Source organism: Martinezella miluonensis (assembly GCF_900094545.1).
Lineage (GTDB): Bacteria > Pseudomonadota > Alphaproteobacteria > Rhizobiales > Rhizobiaceae > Rhizobium > Rhizobium miluonense.
Genome location: NZ_FMAH01000039.1, coordinates 34,035 through 52,125, shown reverse-complemented (window position 1 = coordinate 52,125; position 18,091 = coordinate 34,035). Strand labels below are relative to the sequence as shown.

Sequence of the window (18,091 nt, the reverse complement as noted above, 5' to 3'; positions counted from 1 at the left end):
GCCGGAGCTTCAATCCTGCTCGTCGTCATCGATTTCGCCCCATCGCCACCGCCATGGGGCATCGCTTTTCCACCAGACTACGAAAATCAAAAGCGCTGTCGGGACAGCGATCGCCGTTGCATAGGCGAAGGGGTGACTGTCCGCATAGGGTGCGACGACGCTGACGGCCGCCGCCAGCGCGTGTGCGTAGATCGCAACGGCGACCCAGCCCTGCCAGTGGCAAGGCAGACCGGCTCCGTAGCCATTGGCTTTGACGCGGAACCAGGGTAGTTGTTTCCTCATTCGGCTGCGTCCTTTATCTGGTCAGGCGTCGGTCGGTCCTGTTGCTTTCTCAGCATTGTCCGGCAGCTTTCGATCAATGACAAGGCGACCGGCACGACGACGAGCGTCAGCGCCGTTGAGGAGAGCAGGCCGCCGATCACGGCGTGGGCCATCGATGCGCGTTCCTCACCGCCTTCGCCAAGCCCGAGCGCCAGCGGTATCATGCCGATAATCATGGCCGAGGTGGTCATGACGATCGGGCGGAACCGGACTGTGCCGGCATCGATCAGGCTCTGCCGCATGCTGGCGCCTTCCCGGCGGCGCTTGTTGGCGTGATCCACGAGCAGGATGGCGTTCTTCGTCACCAGGCCCATCAGCATGATGAAGCCGATCACCGAGAAGATGTTGATTGTCGAGCCGGTCAAAAGAAGACCGGCCAGTACGCCGCTGATCGACAGGGGCAGGCTGGTCATGATGGCGACCGGCTGAACGAAGGAGCCGAATTGCGAGGCAAGGATGAGGTAGATGAAGACGACAGCCAGCACCAGAGCCTGCACCGCATAGCCGAAGCTCTCCATCATGTCGTCTGCCTCGCCGCCAATGGCGATACGATAGCCTGCCGGCAAATTCATGGAGCCGATCACCGTCTGGACATCGCGGACGACGACGCCAAGGGGCTGGCCGTTCAGATTGGCGGAAAGGCGAACCTCGCGGTCGCCGTCGCGGCGGATGATCGTCTGTGGCGCCATGGTCTCGGTGACGTCCGCCACCTGCGCCAGCGGCACCGTCGCTGCGGGGCCGGTTCCGCCGGCTCGCTCTACAGGAATGGGGATTTGCTTGAGATCGTCGATCGTCTGACGGCCCGCTTCCGGCAACCGGATGGCGACGTAGCGGGATTCGGCGCCGCCATAAGCCCAGCTCGTCAGCTTTTCCCCTGCGATCAGCGGGCGGAGATTGTTCTCGATCGTCGTGGTTGAAATTCCAAGATCGGCCGCCTCTACGGCGCGAAGCCGGATCATCAGCATGGGACGCTTCTTGTCCGCGGAGGATTCGAGGTCTATGAGCCCGCCGATCGTGCCGAGCCTGGCCTTCATGTCTTGCGACAGGCGCTCAAGGACGTTCAGATCGCCGCCCTGGATCGATATCTGGATCGTTTTCGATCCTGAGCCTGCGCCGTCCCCAGGCTGTCCAACCTCCACCTTGACCCCCGCGACAGGGCTCAACGCTTCGCGCAGCTTCGGCGCGATCGTGACCGAGCTCATCGTTCTCTTGTCCGACGGCACCATGGAGGCGGTAATTCTTGCCTCGTTGGTATTGGCGACGTCGCCGCCGTTGATGGTCGAGTACAGGTCCTGGATATCCGGAAACAGCCGCAGGATAGCTTCGGCCTGCCTGATCTTGGTGGCGGTATATTCGACCGCCGCCCCCTCCGGCAGAGTGAGACCGACGGAGACCATGCCCTGATCCGATTTCGGCACGAATTCCGTGCCGATCCGTGGGATGAGGCAGAGGCTTCCGGCAAACAGTGCCAGAACGCAGAACGAAGTGGCGGCACGATGGGCAAGGCACCAGCCGATCAGGCGGCCATAGCGCCGTGCGATCTTTTCGAAGCCATGGTCGAACCGGTCGAGCATTGCCTGAAGGCGCCCTCTTTTTCCCGATGCCGGTCGATCCGCCCAGACGCTTGAAAGCATCGGGTCGAGCGTGAAGGAAACGAAAAGCGAAATCAGCACGGCGACGGAAACGGTGAGGCCGAACTGAAGGAAGAACCGGCCGATAATACCGCCCATGAACGCAACGGGAAGGAAGACGGCAACGATGGAAAGCGTCGTGGCCAGCACGGCGAGACCGATCTCCGATGTGCCATCCAAGGCTGCAAGCCTGCGATCCTTGCCCATGGCCGCATGACGGCTGATGTTTTCGCGCACGACGATCGCGTCATCGATCAGGATGCCGATGCAGATCGATAGCGCCAGCATGGTCATGAGATTGAGGCTGAAGCCCATGACGGCCATGGCGGCAAAGGTGCCGATGACCGCGACCGGCAATGTGAGGGCGGTGATGACGGTCGAGCGCCACGAATTCAGAAACAACAGGACGATGACAATCGTCAGAGCGCCGCCCTCGATGATCGTTCTTTGCACGTCGCCGATCTGCCCGACGATTGTTCGCGAACTATCCTGCGATACGACGATGCCGATGTTCTTTAGAGCATCGTCTTTTCTGAGGCGTGCCAGTTCCCGCTCGATGCCCTTTGCGACCTCGACGGTGTTTGCACCTTCCAGCTTGTTGATGTCGAGGCCGAGCGCAGGCTTGCCGTTGAACCAGGCGCGGCTTTTCGGATCGGCGCCCGCCTCCGTCACGTCGGCGACTTCCGAGAGCCGGATGGTGCGGCCGGCACTATCGCGGGCGACGACGATGTCGGCAAAGTCCCTGACCTTGCCCGGCTGTACGCTGACGGTGACGCTGCGCTCGCGCGTCGACGAAATGATGGAGCCGATGGCGCTGTCGCGTGTCGCCCGCTGTATGGCTTCGATCACGGTCGGGATCGAGATGCCGAAGGATTGGAGTTTGGCAGGATCGGGCTGAATTCGCACCTGATCCTCACTGGCGCCGACTAGCGTCACCTGGCCCACGCCCTGCACACGGCGCAGCCGCGGCACGATGGTCGTGTCGGCGATCTTCGTCATCCGGCTGAGCGATGTATCAGCGGAGAAGGCGGCGAGCGACATGATTGGTGCGTCCTGCGGATTGAAGCGCGTGACGATCGGCCGATCCGCGCCGTCTGGAAGCGCGTCCTGCAATCGCGATATGCGGTCGCGCACCTCGTCAGCCGCTGCTCTCGATGGCGTCTCAAGTGTGAATTCCGCGATGACAAGCGAATTGCCCGTCGACGATCGCGACGTGACTTTCTTGACGCCGGCGATCGCGCCGATGCTTTCCTCAATGGGGCGGCTCACCTGTTGCTCGACGGCAAGCGCCGACGCGCCGTCGAAGTTGGTGGAAACGACCACGGTCGGCAAATCCATCGAGGGAAGCAGGTCCACGGGCAGTCGCGACCAGGCGGTAATGCCCAGCACGACAACGGCGACCATGACCATCGTGGCGAAGACGGGCTGCTGAATGGAAATACGAGCTAGAAGCATGTGTGACCCCCTCAGCGCTCCGCGATTTTCACCGAGGTGCCGTTGGAAACGTTCCTCAGCGGCACGGTTATGACGACATCGCCTTCGCTTAGCCCGTCGCGGATCTCGACGAGATCCTCTCCGACCTTGGAGGTGCCGAGAACGACCGGCTGCCACCGCACGGCGCCATTGACGATCGTTCGGACGAAGCTTTCTCCCGCATCCTTGGCGATCGCGCCGGCGGGAATGGCGAGAATATTCTCGCGCTTCTCGATCTGTAGGGAGCCGTGGCCGAACATGCCGCCGCGAAGATCGGGCACAGGGTGATCGAGCCTGAGATAGACCTGCAGCGAACGCGAATTGTCGAGCGTTGCCGGGCTGATTCTATCGAGCCGGGCCGATAGAGGCTTGTTCGACAATCCCTCGATCTCGACGGAGGCCGTCTGTCCGATGGAGAGCCCGGCGCTCTCCTGCGGCGGAATGAGGGCGACCAGATCCAGCTGCGCGATATCGACGATCTCGAATAGCTCGGTATTGATCGATACGGCTTGGCCCGGATTGACCTTTCGGGAATTGACGACGCCGTCGAAGGGTGCTGTCACGACCGCATCGTCCAGCGCGCGCCGCGCCTCTGCCTCCTCGGCCTGCAGCGCGCGCAATTCGGCTTTCTGCACGGCTACATCGGTTTCGGCCTCGGTCAGCTTCGCCTGCGCAACTCCGCCGGTGGCGGCGAGACTGCGCGTGCGCTCCAGATCCTTCTGCGCCCGCAAAAGCGTTGCCGCCTTGGCTTCGGTGGTTGCCACCAGCTTGTTCAGTGAAAGCGTCAGGGTTTCCGTGTTGAAGCGCGCGATGACATCGCCGGCGCGAACGCTTGTTCCCACATCGGCCTCGACGGCGGCCAGCGTACCGGACAATCTCGCCGTCAGCGTCACGCGTCGGGCAGGCTGAATGAAACCGTTGATGCGAATATCCTGCCTGTAGGTTTGCCGGCGAACTTTCGTCACCTCCATGGCGGCGACCTCAATCGTCTTGGCTGTGGGCGCCTGCTCTGTCTGAACGGTGTCACGGCCGGCGGACGTGATCAAAACGCCCGCAACTCCCAGCGCAATCAGCGCCGGGACGATCGTTATTTTCGTGACACGGCTCGTCATGGCATCCATCACTATGCTGTTGTCTTGAGAGTGAGAGCGGCGAGAGGGCTGACTCGGGGTTTGATCAGCCATCTGTCGCCGCTCCCCGCCAGGCGCGCTCTTGCTTGAAAGGTGCGCCGACGTTTGCGAAATTCGTCCGGTCAGAAGCGATAGTTCAGGCCGGCCTTGATCACATGGTCATGAACATCGGTCTTTGACTTGCCGCCTGCGGAATACGTCGTCACGTCGTTGGTCGTGACGTAGTTGTATTCGATCTTGGCAGACAGCCCGCCGCCGAAGCCCTGTTCGACACCGGCGCCGAGCAGATAGCCCTGCTTCCAGCCGCTCGGGCCGGAGACGCCCTTTCCGCCTTCGAATTTGGTCATCGTCAGACCCGCCGTGCCGTAAACGAAAGTGCGGTCAAAGGTCAGGCCGGCCTTGGCCTTGGCCGCACCGCGGAAGCGTTCTTCCAGACGGCCGTTCGGCACGCGTACCTCGTTGTTGCCGAGGTAGGAACCTTCGAGCTCCGCACCGACGATGCCCGGGCCGACCTGAAAATTGTAACCGGCCTGGACACCCGCGGCGAAGCCCCTGCCGCTGGCAAACGGGTTCAGCTTCGGCGAGGCGATGCCCCCATGCGCGCCGAAATATGCGCCGCTCCATTGAAAGGCCGCCGGCCGTTCGTAGCTGTTGTCCGGAGCCTGATAGTTCGTGTAGTCGGCGGCGGATGCGGTGGTCGCGGCCGCAAAGGTCAGGGCCGCGAAGAGGATCGATTTTGCGCTGAGCGACATTGGTAAACTCCATACGAAACCCATGCACCATCCCTCGGCGCCCATAAGGTCTCTGTTTGCGTTGGAGAACCGGAAACCGGTTCCTGCTGCTCTCCGGTGCCGTCCGTCTTGGGAGCGGATCGGTCTCAGGAGATGGAGATCATTTTGCCTGCGAGAATTGCGGGTACATTGCAGAATTTGAAAACATTGAAAAATTATCGAGTATTTTTATACAGTTGGTCGTAATTTTTTAACTATTTTTTAAGGATGGGCATCGTTGCGCGACCGAGAGGGGTTCAGTTCGGGAAGCATAGCCGGAAACGGGCACCGCCCTGCGGATTGTCCGAGACAACCACATGGCCGCCATGCCGCTGCATGATCTCCTTTACCAGATTGAGCCCGAGGCCAGCCCCGTGCTCGTGCGGATGAAGGCGGTGGAAGGGCTCGAAAATCCGGTCCCGCTCCGTCGCGGGTATGCCTGGCCCTTCGTCCGTGATCTCGACGATGGCCCGTCGGTCGATCCTGATCGTGATATTTCCCTTGCCGCCGGCATGCTCGATCGCGTTCTGCACGATGTTGAAGATGACACGCTGCAGTGCACCGGCGTCTCCCTGTATGATCACGCGATCGAGGCTGGTCTCCAACGACAGGTCGTAGCCTTGAGCGATCGCCAGGGGAGCCATGTCGGCCGCAACATTGCGGCAAATGTCCACCATATCGACCGAGGAGAAGTTCGCGCCGCTGACATCCAGGCGCTGAAGGTCGAGCAGCTGTTCGGCGAGTGCTGCGATGCGACCGGCGTCGGCCAGGAGCCGGTTGCGGATCGGCCCATCTGCGATCCCCTCGACGCGTGTTTGCAGGATGGCTACTGGCGTGCGCAGCTCGTGCGCCGCATCGAGGATGAACCGCTGGTGGCGCTCATGTCCTTCATCAAGGCGCTGAAGGGCGCCGTTGATCGCATTGACGAGCGGCACGACTTCGTTGGGAATTCCCATCTGCGGCAGCCTGTATCCCCGGCGGTCGATATCGATGGCTTCCGCCTCTTTCGCGATCGTGGAAAGGCCGGCAAAGGCCCTGCTTACGATCCAGGGGATGGCAATGATGGTGATGAGAACCAGCAGGACAAGGATTGGCACCATCAGCAGGTTCGAGAGAAGCAGGATGGCGTAGGTCATGCTGAATACGTCGCCCTTGCCGAGCACGATGAAATCGCCGGCGGGACCGGAAACGCGACGGATGACGGCAAGGTAGGAGAAGGGCGCCTGGGTGTCCCTGATATCGGCAAAGGTCAATCGATCCAGATGCTGCGCCATAACCGCATAGACGACTGGGACATTGCCGGTCTGAACGATTTCGCCCCTTTCGCTGCGAGCGACGAACCAGAAGTCCGTGGAACGTTGCCTGAGCTTAGCAAGCTCTTCCGTCTCGTTGAGGACGAGATCGCCATCGGCTTTGCGCTCGATCGCGTGTGCTGCGACATTCGCGAATTCGGGATCGGAGAGAACGATACCCTCACCGGCCTGCAGCAGGTAGGCGACGAAGGCAACGCCGAACAGCAGAAGGATGCCGACCTGGAAGAGCAGAAGCTGTGCGATCAATCGGCGCTTCAGCGATTTCGATGTGGGATGCTTCATGCAACGGGCCTCAATAGATAGCCGACCCCGCGAATACCATGGATCTCGACACCGGCCTGTGCGTCGGCCAGCTTCTTGCGAAGTCTCGATACATGCGAATCGAGCGCATTCGACTGGATCTCGTCGTCGAAGGCATAGACGGCCTCTTCCAGTGCCGCCCTCAGAACGGTTCTGCCCTGACGACGGATCAGCGTTTCGAGAACGAGAAGCTCGCGCCTCGGCAGGTCGAGTATCTTGCCGGCGACCCGGGCCTCCCTGTTGTCGAGGCTGAATTCCAGCCGGCCGAGCTTGGCGACGATCGGTGCGACGGCTGCAGGCCGGCGCATCAGGGCACGGATACGTGCGAGAAGCTCCTCGAGTGCGAAGGGTTTTGAAAGATAGTCGTCAGCGCCGAGATCCAGTCCGCTGACGCGGTCGGCAAGGGAGCCGCGCGCGGTGAGCACGATGACCGGCACCGTCGCCCCGATCGACCGCAAATGCCGGATGAGCGCCAGCCCGTCGCCGTCGGGCAGCTGCCTATCGAGCACGATCATGTCATGGACATGTTCCGCGACGGCGCTTCTGGCAAAATCCAGGGTTGGCGCATGATCGGCGATGATGTCGTATTGATGCAAGGCGGTTGCAAGCGCATCGGCCATTTGCGGCTCATCTTCCACAAGCAAGAGGCGCATTCTTTCCCTCCTTGAAACGAAATGGTGTTGTTCAAGACATAGCGATCAACATTACGGCATCATTGCGCGCAATGGGTGTCTCTCGCATTGTCGGCTGTATGCGGGTCTGTCCCGGCTAATCGTTCTCGATGGCTTCCAGCCATGCCGAGCTGACCGCGGCCGCTAGCGATAGCAGGAACACCAGAAGGGTACAGGTCGTGCGAAATGAGGTGAGGCCGATCGAGGCGCCGGTCAGCATGTATTCGAGCGGCAGAAACAACAGAATGACGGAATAGGAAAGTCCCATGACATAGGGCCGGCTGCCGCGAGACGTTTTGACTTGAAGGACCGCGACGAAGGCGGGCGAAAGCCAGCCATTCGCCAATCCTGCAACAAGACCGGCGAGCATCATGGTCAATGGCGAGACCTCGACCCACATCAGCCCCGTTGCGAGCGCCAGTCCGAGAAAAGCTCTGGCAACAATGGAAGATGGCAGGAGCGCGCTCGGACGGGAGGCCAGATACAGGTTCATCATGATCGTGCCCGTCGCCGATGCTGCGAGAAAAATGCCGAGCCAGGCCACGGATACGCCCTGCAGCCGCAAGGCGGCCGGTACGAGGAAAATCTGCAGCGTCATGAAAAAGCCGAGCGCTGCGCTGGCGCAGAGGGCAAGCGGCAACGAGACGGCCGAACCGCGAAACTGCCTGACCGCAACGATGATATCCTGGAATCGCGGTGCCGGCCGCAGCCGGAATTTCGGCAGGCTGAGGGACAGCAGCGTCATGGCGGCAAAGTTGCAGATCGCGATCCACCAGGCAGCGTCCTTCGAGCCTATGGTGGCAACGATGAAGGCGCTGGCGGCCGAAGCCGTAAGAAGGACAAAACCGTCGATCGTATCGTCGATGGAATTGGCATCCGTGAGCGACAGCCCCGAAAGCCGGGCGATTTCCGGAACTTTCGCCTCGGTGGCAACCGTCGCCGGGCCATCGAGCATTGTGCTCAGAAGGCCAAAAAGGATGAGTATACCCGGGCTGAGGGAATCGGCGGTATAGAGTGCGGCAATGAGCAATGACGTCAGCGCTCCAACTTTGGCGGAGATGAGCGCCGTATAGCGGACACCGAGCAGCTCGGCCACATAGCCGCCGAAGACCATGCCGACCAGAAGCACGATGCCGTTGATGAACACCATCAGCGCCATGAATACCACGCTGCCGGTCAGGTCGTACATGATCCAGGGATAGAGCACCGTCGAGAAGGCATGGCTGAAATTTAGAGCCACGTTGCTGAGCTGCAGCCCGACGAAAGGCCATCGTGCATTGCGTTGAAGTCGTTGAAGCACGGTTCTTTCCCGATGATCGTTTCGTTCATCAGGTTCGGTGCGCTGCCTTGCGGTAACATTACGGACATCGAAATTATCCGGGATAGCCGGAGATTGCAGAAGAGGGCTGGGGATAAGCGGGGCTAGCTGGCCGTCGCCGGCGAAATCGTAAGGCCGGCCGAAGCCAGATTTATGGTCAATCGCGCGCCGCCCGTCCGGCTGGCGCCGGCTTTGACGTTGCCGCCATGCAGCTCAGCGATCTGCCTGACGAGATGAAGTCCCAGGCCCGTTCCGCGCGAGCGTGGCTTCAACCGGTAGAAGGGTTCAAAGATGCGGTCGCGTTCCACCGCCGGAATGCCGGGGCCATCGTCGCACACTTCCATGATGCCGGGGGCGATGTGAACATTGATCGTCCCGCGGCCGCCGCCGTGATCGATGGCGTTCTGGATAAGGCTTGCCAGCGCCCGCCCAAGTGCCGCCTCGTCGCCTTGAACAAGGCTGTCGGGTCCATGATGGATCAGGTCAAGCGCGTAGCCGGCCGGAAAGGCGAGCGGCGCCATGTCGCTCACCACGCGCTTGCCGAGGTCCAGCAGCGAGACAGGTTTGAAATCGGCAATGTCCCGACCAAGCCGCTCGATATCCAGCAATTGCTCGGTCAAGGTCGTCAGCCGCGCCACATCGGTAATCAGTTGCAAGCGCTCAGGTATGGGCGGCAGCGCGGCGATGCGAATGCCGAGAATGGCGATCGGAGTCCTGAGCTCGTGCGCGGCATCCGCGAGGAACTGCTGATGCCGTTCGTAGCCGTCGTCCAGCCGGCTAAGGGCTTCATTGACGGCGCGAATGAGCGATGCGATCTCGGGTGGCGTGCCTGCGGTTTCCAGCCGGACGCCGCGTTGGCCGATATCGATGAGAGCGGCCTGTTCCTCCGCTTTCGCGATGCCGGCCACCGCGCCGCGCACGACGAGGGGTGTCGCGACCAGGATGCCAAGGACAATGACGATCATGATCGGCAGACCGATCTTGAGGAACACGAGCAGAAGCCCGAGCGCCACGATCGTCGGCGGTGCCCTGCCTTCCGTTCCCGTCAGGATCTGCATCTCGCCCGCCGGGGTGTAGACCGTTCGCATGCGCGCCTCCGGCCGGTCCATGGCGGCGCGGTCGACCGTCGATCCGAAGCGGGCCTGGCCGATGCCCGGCAGCACGTCGCTGATGCGGTTGAAGATCGCGGGCACAGGCCCTTCGGAGATCTGCATCCCCTGGGTATCGCGTATGACGAACCAGAGAGCGGGCTCGGCTGATCTCAGCGCCATTAGCTCCGGCGTATCGCGAAGCTGCAACGCACCGGAGGCATCGCGCTGAACGGCATAGCGGAGGGCTTCTATGGTTCGATCCATCGAGCGGAAAGCGAAGAGATCGCCTCTGAAAAACATGATTCCGAGAACGAGAAAGAGGATCAGGCTCTGGAGGATGAGCAATCGCCGGACCAGTTGCCATTTGAGCGAGCGGCCGGTCGCCTCCTTCATATCTGCTCCATCAGCATGTAGCCGACGCCGCGCACGCCGTTGATGGTGACGCCCGCATCCGCATCGGCAAGCTTGCGCCGCAGCCGCGAGATATGGCTGTCGAGCGTATTGGATTGAACCTCGTCGCTCATGCCAAAGACCGATTCCATCAGGATTTCGCGTGGCACCATCCGGCCGGCGCGCCGCATCAGCGCTTCGAGCACGAGAAGCTCGCGCCTCGGCAGATCGAAGCGCATGTCTTCCACCCTTGCCTCGCGATGATCCAGATCGAGAGAGAGGCGGCCGAGCTTGACGGACATCGGGCTGATATGATCGGGCCGGCGCATTACGGCGCGCAGCCGCGCAAGGAGCTCCTCGAAAGCGAAAGGCTTGGCCAGATAATCGTCGGCTCCGCTGTCAAGGCCGGTGATGCGCTCGGCAAGCCGCCCGCGTGCCGTTAGCACGATCACCGGAATGCTCGCCCTGTGCTGTCTTATTTTCGGGATCAACGACAGCCCGTCGCCGTCCGGAAGGCCGCGGTCGAGGATGATCGCATCATAGGAGCCCGCCAGGATCATCTCCTTGGCGGTTGCGAGACTGTCGGCATGATCGGCGATCATGTCGTGCCGCCGCAGCGCCGACTGCAGGGCCCCCGCCATTTCCGGCTCGTCTTCCACCACAAGGAGCCGCATCGATCATGTCCCTTCGCCGTATGTTCCGGAGCGCTTCCTGCCCGCGCCACATTGCGACAACATGACGTTTCGAAGCAATGCAGGCGTCAGACGATCCGCCCATAGCCTTGTGGGAAACAATCAACCGACAAGGGATGAACCGATATTATGAAAGATAGCCTGTTTTTCCTGCGCCAATGGGCCATGGCGCCTCTTCGCACGGCAGCCGTTGCGCCCTCGGGCCGTGCTCTTGCAAGACTGATGACCAGCGAGATTACACCTGCGACCGGACCGGTGATCGAGCTCGGTCCCGGCACCGGCGTGTTCACCAATGCGTTGCGCAATCGCGGCGTGGCGGAACACAATCTGACCCTGGTCGAGCTCAATCCGGACTTTGCCGTGCTGCTGAAGCACCGCTTTCCCTCGGCCCGTGTGCTGCAGATGAACGCCGCCGATCTTTCCGCATCCGCCGACATGCGGGAGGATAGCGCCGGCGCCGTCCTGAGCGGTCTCGGCGTGTTGTCCATGCCGACGGGCGTGGTCGTGAAGATCATGCAAGGCGCATTTCGCTGCCTCGGGCCGACGGGTGCTTTTTATCAGTTCACCTATGGCCCTCGCTGTCCGGTGTCGAAAAGTGTCCTGAATTTCCTCGGCCTGCAGTCGGAGAGAATAGGAGGAACCCTCTTCAACCTGCCGCCGGCTTCGGTCTACCGGATAACGCGTGCGCCGAGTTGGCCGAACGAGATGCGCGAACGCCGAATTGCAAACGGCACATCGCGCCGCCAGTCCGATGCTTTGAGCCGTTGAATGGACGATCATCCTTGACGCACTGTAGGCTCATTCGCAACGCCGGCCGGCGGCGCGATCGAAGAGATGCAGCGCATTGGCGTCGAAGCCGAGCTTCAGCGTCTGTCCTGTGGCTATCGCCGTGCGCGGGGGCAGGCAAGCCATCAGCCGCTGCGAACCCGCTTGCGCTGTCACGATCAGTTCCGGACCGGTCAGTTCCGCCACTTCGCAAATGGCCTCGAGCTTGCCCTGGTCGTCCAGACGCATCGTTTCCGGCCGGATGCCGACAATCAGTTCCTGCCCCTGTTTGATCTCGGCCTTCGTCGCGGGGATGGGCAGCGCAATCGATGTTCCATCGATACGCAGGGCACCCTGATCGGCGGTGGCGTTCAGCAGATTCATCGGCGGCGCGCCGACGAAGGTCGCGACATAGAGTGTTGCCGGATGATTGTAGATCTCGTCTGGCGTGCCGAGCTGCTCGATCCGGCCGTCCCGCATCACGGCAATGCGGGTTGCGAGTGTCATTGCCTCGATCTGGTCGTGGGTTACGTAGACGACGGTGGTCTTCAGCATCTGGTGAAGGCGCTTCAGCTCGGTGCGCATCTCCATGCGTAGCTTGGCGTCTAGGTTGGACAGCGGCTCGTCGAACAGGAAGACCTCCGGCTTGCGCACGAGCGCCCGGCCGATCGCCACGCGCTGGCGCTGACCGCCGGAGAGCTGGCTCGGCTTGCGCTCCAGCAGCGCTTCGATCTGCAGCAGCTTTGCCGCTTCGTGCACCGCCTTGTCCCGCTCGGCCTTGGGCACTTTGCGCATCTCGAGGCCGAAGCCGATGTTGCGATGGACCGAGAGGTTTGGATAGAGCGCATAGGACTGGAACACCATGGCGATGTCGCGGTCCTTGGGATGCACGCCGAGCACGGAGCGATCGCCGATGCGGATATCGCCGCTGGTTGCCTCGGCAAGCCCGGCGATGATGTTCAAGAGCGTGGACTTGCCGCAGCCCGACGAACCCAGCAGCACCAGGAACTCGCCGCTTTCGAGCGAGATGTCGATGCCCTTCAGCGTCTCTACTGCGCTGTAGCTCTTGCGGATGTTCTGGATTTCGAGCGCGCTCATCGAACGGCCTCCTCGGATGCTTTGGCCGGGCCGTAGCTGCGCGGCAGAGTGGAAATGGCGCGGGAGGCGACCGCAGTCCCGGCCGAAAGGCAGGTGGCAAGCGGCTCGCCGCGGGCAAGGGCAGCCAGGAAGCCGGCATTGAAGACATCGCCGGCACCGATCGTATCGACGACCGTGACGCGTGGCGCTGCGACCGAAACGAGCTTGCCGTCGGCGTCGATGGCGATTGCTCCATCCGGACCGCGCTTGACGACAAAGATGGCACCAGCTGGCATCAGCGCGTGGAGCGCGCGAGCCGCTTCGGCAGGATCGCCCTTGCCGGCAAGCGTCGTCGTTTCGACCTCGTTGATGAGCGCGATACCACAGCGGGAAAGCCAGTGCCTGACGGCATCGCAATTCGCCTCAGTCCAGCCATCGAGCGGCCAGCCGGTATCGAGAGCAACCGTAATCCGATGCTTGTCGGTCCAGTCGAATAGGGCATCGTAATCCCGCGTGAGATCGTCGGTCAGGAAGGCGCCGCAGAGCAGTGCATAGCCGCCTGCGAGGTTATTGCCGTCAAGCACAGCAAGAACGTCGGCGAAGTTGAACCGCGGCAGGTGGCCGCGCGTGGTGAAGAAGGTGCGCTCGCCATCGGGATGGGTGATACCGACCGAGAGCGTCGTGCCCTCTGGACGCACCGGCCACTTGCTGCTGCGGGCGCCGAATGCCTCGGTGAGCCAGCGTCCGAACTGGTCGCTGCCGACATTGGCGGCGATTTCGTAATCGACGCCGAGACCTTCCCAGGTGAGCGCGCTATTGCCCGCCTGGCCGCCGACGCGCAGCTCGTCATGGTCGACGATGATCTCGGTGCCGGCCTTAGGCCATGGTGCGGCCGGCCCGAGGATCAGGTCGACATTGACGTTGCCGATGACTGCAAGCGGCCTCATTCATTCGCTCCTGGTGATCTTGGTGGAGCGCACCGGCGTGCCGGCATTTTCCACCCGCTCATCGGCGAAGGCGATCATCAGCGATTGTGCCACGGGCAGCATCTGGAAGATGGCAGCAAGACCGGTTTCCGGCTTGAAACGCAGTGTGACGCAGCCGGGAACCGCTTCCTCTTCGGAACCATCGAAGATGATCACAGGCGCACCCGTCTCGACGGCGGAAACGGCCATGGCCGTCACGAGGTCGGCCGTCGCGTCATTGCCGCGGAACAGCACCACACCGACCGAGGGTCCCAGCATTTCCATCGGACCATGGCGCAACTGACCACCTTCGAGCGAGAAGCAGGGGCGGCGGGAAAGTTCGGTAAGGCCGAGTGCCAGTGCCTCGGCGGCGCCCTGCAGCCGGCGGCCTGACGTGACGACTGTCGCGACATCGGCGAGAGCCGAGAGAGCCGGCTCGATATCGGGTGTCTCAGGCGCACGAAGCACCGCCAGGGCGCGGGCCGGCTCCTGCCCGAGAGCCGCGAAGATCGCAAGATGCAGCGCGAAGCTGACGGTGAGGCTGCGGGTTGCGGCAAAGGCAAGCTCGGTGCCGCCGGCGCCGACGAGCGAGGGAGCGGTCCTGGCAAGAAAAGAAGTGCCCTCCAGCGTCAGGCCGAAGGTATCGGCCGTGCCGCCCGTCTCGTTGAACCAGCGCAGCACTTCAGCGCTTTCGCCTGACTGCGAGGTCATGAAAATCGTGCGTCCCTCCAGGGACAGCGGCTGGCCGAGCTGTTCGGAAAGCGGCAGCGCGATCGCATCGATGCCGGCAGCGCGATAGAGCGGCTCGACGGCGCGGTTGACGGCGTGGGAGCCGCCCATGCCGAGCAGCAGCAGCCTGCCGGTGCGCTTCAGCGAGGCGGCGGCCTTGGCGGCCATATCGGCTGCAGCCTCGAAGGACGCAATTGCATCTGTGTGCTGGCGGGCCATTTCGCGGTCGATGGCGGCAAGGCCGGCGGGGCGTGTTTTCTCTTTGGTCATGTTCATCCCTTGACGCCGCCATTGGTCAGGCCCGAGATCAGGGCGCGTTGCATGACAAGGCCGATCAGCACCGGGGGCAGGGCGGCTAGCACCCCGGCAGTCGCGATCAGTCCGTAGTCCGAGACACGGCCGCCGGCCAGATCGGCGATGGCGACAGTGAGGGTCTTTGCGCGCTGGTCGGAAGTGAAGAGCAGCGCATAGAAGAATTCATCCCATGCAAGCAGGAAGGCGAAGAGCGCCGAGGTCGCCATCACCGGCATGGCAAGCGGCAGCGTGATGATCTTCAGCGTCTGGAACAGCCCGGCACCGTCGATCATCGCCGCAGCCTCGATCTCCTTTGGGATGGAATCGAAGCCGGATTTCATCAGCCAGGTCGTAAACGGTGCCAGGATCGTCAGGTAGACGAGTGCCAGGCCGAAGACATTGTTGAGCAGGCCGAGATAGGCGAGGCCCATGTAGAGCGGCACGGCCAGCGCCACCGGCGGCAGCATATAAGTGGCGATGACCATAGAGAGCGACCATCCCACGGACGGCGTGCGCGACACGGCCCAGCCGGCCGGGATGGCGAGGGCGATGGCGGCGATCGTCGCCATGCCGGCCACTTCGATGCTGTTGCGCAGCGACGAGGTAAAGGCGGCGCCCTCGCTGTTTTCCAGCGTCGACAGCAGCACCTTGTAGCGCGAGAAGTCGGCCGTCTGCGGCCACCAGCGCAGAGGCTTGGCGGCAAGATCGGCAGCCGGCGAAATGCTCATGATGAAGAGCCAGGCGATCGGCGCCAGGATGATGACGGCGAGCAGGATGGCGCAGACATAGATGAAGCAGGTAAAGAGCAGGCTCTTGCGTTCCATCAGGTTGCACTCCCTGTGGTTTTGCGGACAAGGGCGGCATAGGCGGCGGCGAGCACCGTGACCAAGAGCGTGACGATAAGGGCGAGCGACGCGCCGGATCCCGCTCGCTGGAAGGAGAAGGCCTCCTGATAGACGAGGATGGACAGCGTGCGCGTGCTGTTTGCCGGGCCGCCGCGCGTCATGACCCAGATGATGTCGAAGACCTTGAAGGCCTCGATGGTACGCAACACCAGCGCCACCATCAGCGGTCCCACGAGATAGGGAAGGATCACGAAGCGGAAACGCTTGAAGGGTCCCGCGCCGTCCACGAGCGATGCGGCGGTGATGTCGCGCGGCACGGCCTGGAGCGCGGCAAGCGCGATCAGCGCGACGAGCGGAAAATTCTTCCAGCAATCGGCGACGATGAGCGCCGTCAGCGCCGTTCCCGGTTCGCCGAGCCAGGAGCGGTAGGCGTCGAGCAGGCCGAGCTGGGTGAGGGCTGCGTTGAGAGCACCGTATTCCGGATTGTAGATCAGCCGCCACAATGTGGCATTGACAACGGTCGGCAGCGCCCAAGGCAGGATCATCAGCGCGCGCAACACACCGCGGCCCTTGAACTCCTGGTTCAGCAGCAGTGCGGCAAGCACGCCGAGTATCATTTCGGCGGCAACGGAGACGATCGCGAACCAGGCTGTGGTGATCAGAGTCCGTTGGAAGTTGGAGTTCGTCAGCATCTTTGCGTAATTGTCGATGCCGACGAAATTGCCGCCGGTTCCCACAAGCTTTGCATCCGTGAATGAAAGGCCGACCGTATCGACGAGAGGCCAGCCGATGACGGCGACCATCACCACAAGCAGCGGCAACATCAAAAACCAGGCGCGAGTAGTCATCGAGGTGCCGGACATGGCAGGCCCCTTCTTTCATTCGTCATGGAGGGTAAGAGGCGGGCGGCGATTAGAGCATGATGCCGAAAAGTGTGATCGGTTTTCGGTCGACATCATGCTCTCTTTTTCCGATGCTAGACCGGATTCAGATTCTAGGTCGAATAGATCTAAAATCATCCGCTCTAGCGCCGCCCGGTAAGACTATCAGAGACCGCTGTTTTGGGCAGCCGACTTCAGTGCATCTTCCGGCGAAGACTGGCCGAGCAACGATTCCTGGATCGCCTGCTGAAGTGCTGTCGACAGTTCCTGATATTTCGGCGTCGTCGGACGCGGATACATGGCGGCGAGGCCCACCTTTGCGGCCGCGATCAGTTCTTCCTGGCCCTTTGTCACCGCCGGATCGCCGTAGGACGATGCCCAGATCGGCAGGCTGAGCTTGGCATACTGGTTCTGCGTTGCCTGCGAGGTCATGTAGCTGATGTACTTCCAGGCTTCATCCGGATGCTTGCTGGCAGAGGTGATGCCGAGGCCCATCGAGCCGTTGACGGCCGAAGCCTCGCTCTTGCCGGCGACGCCCGGTGCCGGCACGACGCCGACCTTGCCGGCAACCTTGCTGTCCTTCGGGTCGTTGGCCATGTTGTACATGTAGGTCCAGTTCAGCGCGAAGGCGGCGTCACCGTTTTCGAAGACCTTGCGGACATCCTCCTCGAGAAATTCCTTGGAGTTCGGATTGGTGAGGCCGGACTTGTAGCTGGATACCATGTATTTCAGGGCATCGAGGCCGCCGCCGGTCTGGAAATTCGGTTTGCCGTCCTTGATGAAGTCGCCCTTATAGGCGCTGACGAGTGTGGCATAATCGCAGATCGCGGCTTCGGCCTGCGACCAACTCCAGGCGATCGGGGTCGCGAGAAGGCCCTTGTCCTTGATGGTCTTCGCCTGCTCGTTCAGTTCGTCCCAGGTCTTTGGCGGCGTCTTGATGCCGGCCTTTTCCAGGAGTTCCTTGTTGTAGAACAGGTACTTGGTGTCGAGGATCCACGGCATGCCATAATACTTGCCGTCATACTGGACCGTCGTCCAGGCGCCGGGGAGCACGCTCTTCTTCGTGTCGTCGGAGATGCGCGAGGACACGTCGACAAGAACCTTGTTGGTCGCGTATTCGGCCGGCCAGATCACGTCAAACAGCACCACGTCGTAGCCGCCGCCGGAACCCTGCGCCAGCACGGTCTTGTCGTGAAGGCCCTCATAGGGAACGAATTCGAGATTGACCTTCACGTCCGGATTGGCCTTGGTGAAGGCATCCGTCATCGCGCGGACATCGGCTTCGCTATAGGCAGCCTGCGCCATGAAGAGGGCATTGATCGTCGTTTCGGCGAAGGCATGCGAGGCGAAGGTTACGCCGATCAGCGTTGCGCCGAGCAATGTCTTGTTCAATGATTTCAACATTCCATCCTCCAGTTTTTTGACAGTCACGCGA

At 62.0% G+C, this 18,091-nt stretch carries 16 protein-coding genes; 1 reads left to right on the top strand and 15 read right to left on the bottom strand.

Annotation, left to right across the window (positions count from 1 at the left end; all coding sequences use genetic code 11):
* Positions 1-9: 9 nt before the first annotated feature.
* The 9 genes from GA0061102_RS25190 to GA0061102_RS25150 all read right to left on the bottom strand — a co-directional run bounded on the left by GA0061102_RS25190 (position 10) and on the right by GA0061102_RS25150 (position 11,082).
* Positions 10-282 (bottom strand): hypothetical protein, encoded by a 273-nt coding sequence (locus GA0061102_RS25190; RefSeq protein WP_092854278.1) that lies wholly within the window; start codon positions 280-282, stop codon positions 10-12.
* A complete protein-coding gene (locus GA0061102_RS25185; RefSeq protein WP_092854276.1) occupies positions 279-3,407 on the bottom strand; it encodes an efflux RND transporter permease subunit in 3,129 nt (1,042 codons plus the stop codon). The genes GA0061102_RS25190 and GA0061102_RS25185 overlap by 4 nt, the downstream gene beginning before the upstream one ends.
* 11 nt (positions 3,408-3,418) lie before the next feature.
* A complete protein-coding gene (locus GA0061102_RS25180; protein ID WP_159432204.1) occupies positions 3,419-4,537 on the bottom strand; it encodes an efflux RND transporter periplasmic adaptor subunit in 1,119 nt (372 codons plus the stop codon).
* 140 nt (positions 4,538-4,677) lie between these two features.
* On the bottom strand, positions 4,678-5,307 hold the full coding sequence (locus GA0061102_RS25175) for an outer membrane protein (protein WP_092854272.1): 630 nt from the start codon (positions 5,305-5,307) through the stop codon (positions 4,678-4,680).
* A 275-nt stretch (positions 5,308-5,582) separates the two neighbouring features.
* On the bottom strand, positions 5,583-6,920 hold the full coding sequence (locus GA0061102_RS25170) for a sensor histidine kinase (RefSeq protein ID WP_092854270.1): 1,338 nt from the start codon (positions 6,918-6,920) through the stop codon (positions 5,583-5,585).
* Positions 6,917-7,591 carry a response regulator transcription factor gene (locus GA0061102_RS25165; RefSeq protein ID WP_092854268.1) on the bottom strand — a complete coding sequence of 225 codons (675 nt, stop codon included), beginning with the start codon at positions 7,589-7,591 and terminating at the stop codon, positions 6,917-6,919. Before GA0061102_RS25165 ends, GA0061102_RS25170 begins: the two co-directional genes overlap by 4 nt.
* Positions 7,592-7,706: 115 nt before the next feature.
* Positions 7,707-8,909 carry an MFS transporter gene (locus GA0061102_RS25160; protein WP_092854266.1) on the bottom strand — a complete coding sequence of 401 codons (1,203 nt, stop codon included), beginning with the start codon at positions 8,907-8,909 and terminating at the stop codon, positions 7,707-7,709.
* Between the two features lie 122 nt (positions 8,910-9,031).
* On the bottom strand, positions 9,032-10,411 hold the full coding sequence (locus GA0061102_RS25155) for a sensor histidine kinase (protein WP_092854265.1): 1,380 nt from the start codon (positions 10,409-10,411) through the stop codon (positions 9,032-9,034).
* The gene (locus tag GA0061102_RS25150; protein ID WP_092854263.1) at positions 10,408-11,082 is read right to left on the bottom strand and encodes a response regulator transcription factor; all 675 of its coding nucleotides are present in this window, start codon (positions 11,080-11,082) and stop codon (positions 10,408-10,410) included. Before GA0061102_RS25150 ends, GA0061102_RS25155 begins: the two co-directional genes overlap by 4 nt.
* A 147-nt stretch (positions 11,083-11,229) precedes the next feature.
* Here GA0061102_RS25150 and GA0061102_RS25145 point away from each other — a divergent pair, with 147 nt between their 5' ends.
* Positions 11,230-11,868: a class I SAM-dependent methyltransferase gene (locus tag GA0061102_RS25145; RefSeq protein ID WP_092854261.1), complete on the top strand. Its 639-nt coding sequence runs from the start codon at positions 11,230-11,232 to the stop codon at positions 11,866-11,868.
* A gap of 30 nt (positions 11,869-11,898) precedes the next feature.
* Here the strand turns inward: GA0061102_RS25145 and GA0061102_RS25140 are convergent, their stop codons facing one another.
* From GA0061102_RS25140 to GA0061102_RS25115, 6 genes are all read right to left on the bottom strand, one after another.
* On the bottom strand, positions 11,899-12,963 hold the full coding sequence (locus GA0061102_RS25140) for an ABC transporter ATP-binding protein (RefSeq protein WP_092854259.1): 1,065 nt from the start codon (positions 12,961-12,963) through the stop codon (positions 11,899-11,901).
* The gene (locus GA0061102_RS25135) at positions 12,960-13,889 is read right to left on the bottom strand and encodes a PfkB family carbohydrate kinase (protein ID WP_092854257.1); all 930 of its coding nucleotides are present in this window, start codon (positions 13,887-13,889) and stop codon (positions 12,960-12,962) included. The genes GA0061102_RS25140 and GA0061102_RS25135 overlap by 4 nt, the downstream gene beginning before the upstream one ends.
* A complete protein-coding gene (locus tag GA0061102_RS25130; protein ID WP_092854255.1) occupies positions 13,890-14,912 on the bottom strand; it encodes an SIS domain-containing protein in 1,023 nt (340 codons plus the stop codon).
* Positions 14,909-15,754: a carbohydrate ABC transporter permease gene (locus GA0061102_RS25125; protein WP_092854253.1), complete on the bottom strand. Its 846-nt coding sequence runs from the start codon at positions 15,752-15,754 to the stop codon at positions 14,909-14,911. The genes GA0061102_RS25130 and GA0061102_RS25125 overlap by 4 nt, the downstream gene beginning before the upstream one ends.
* The gene (locus GA0061102_RS25120; protein WP_092854251.1) at positions 15,754-16,638 is read right to left on the bottom strand and encodes a carbohydrate ABC transporter permease; all 885 of its coding nucleotides are present in this window, start codon (positions 16,636-16,638) and stop codon (positions 15,754-15,756) included. Before GA0061102_RS25120 ends, GA0061102_RS25125 begins: the two co-directional genes overlap by 1 nt.
* A gap of 183 nt (positions 16,639-16,821) precedes the next feature.
* Complete coding sequence (locus tag GA0061102_RS25115; RefSeq protein WP_092854249.1) at positions 16,822-18,060, bottom strand: extracellular solute-binding protein; 1,239 nt, start codon at positions 18,058-18,060, stop codon at positions 16,822-16,824.
* Positions 18,061-18,091: the final 31 nt, after the last annotated feature.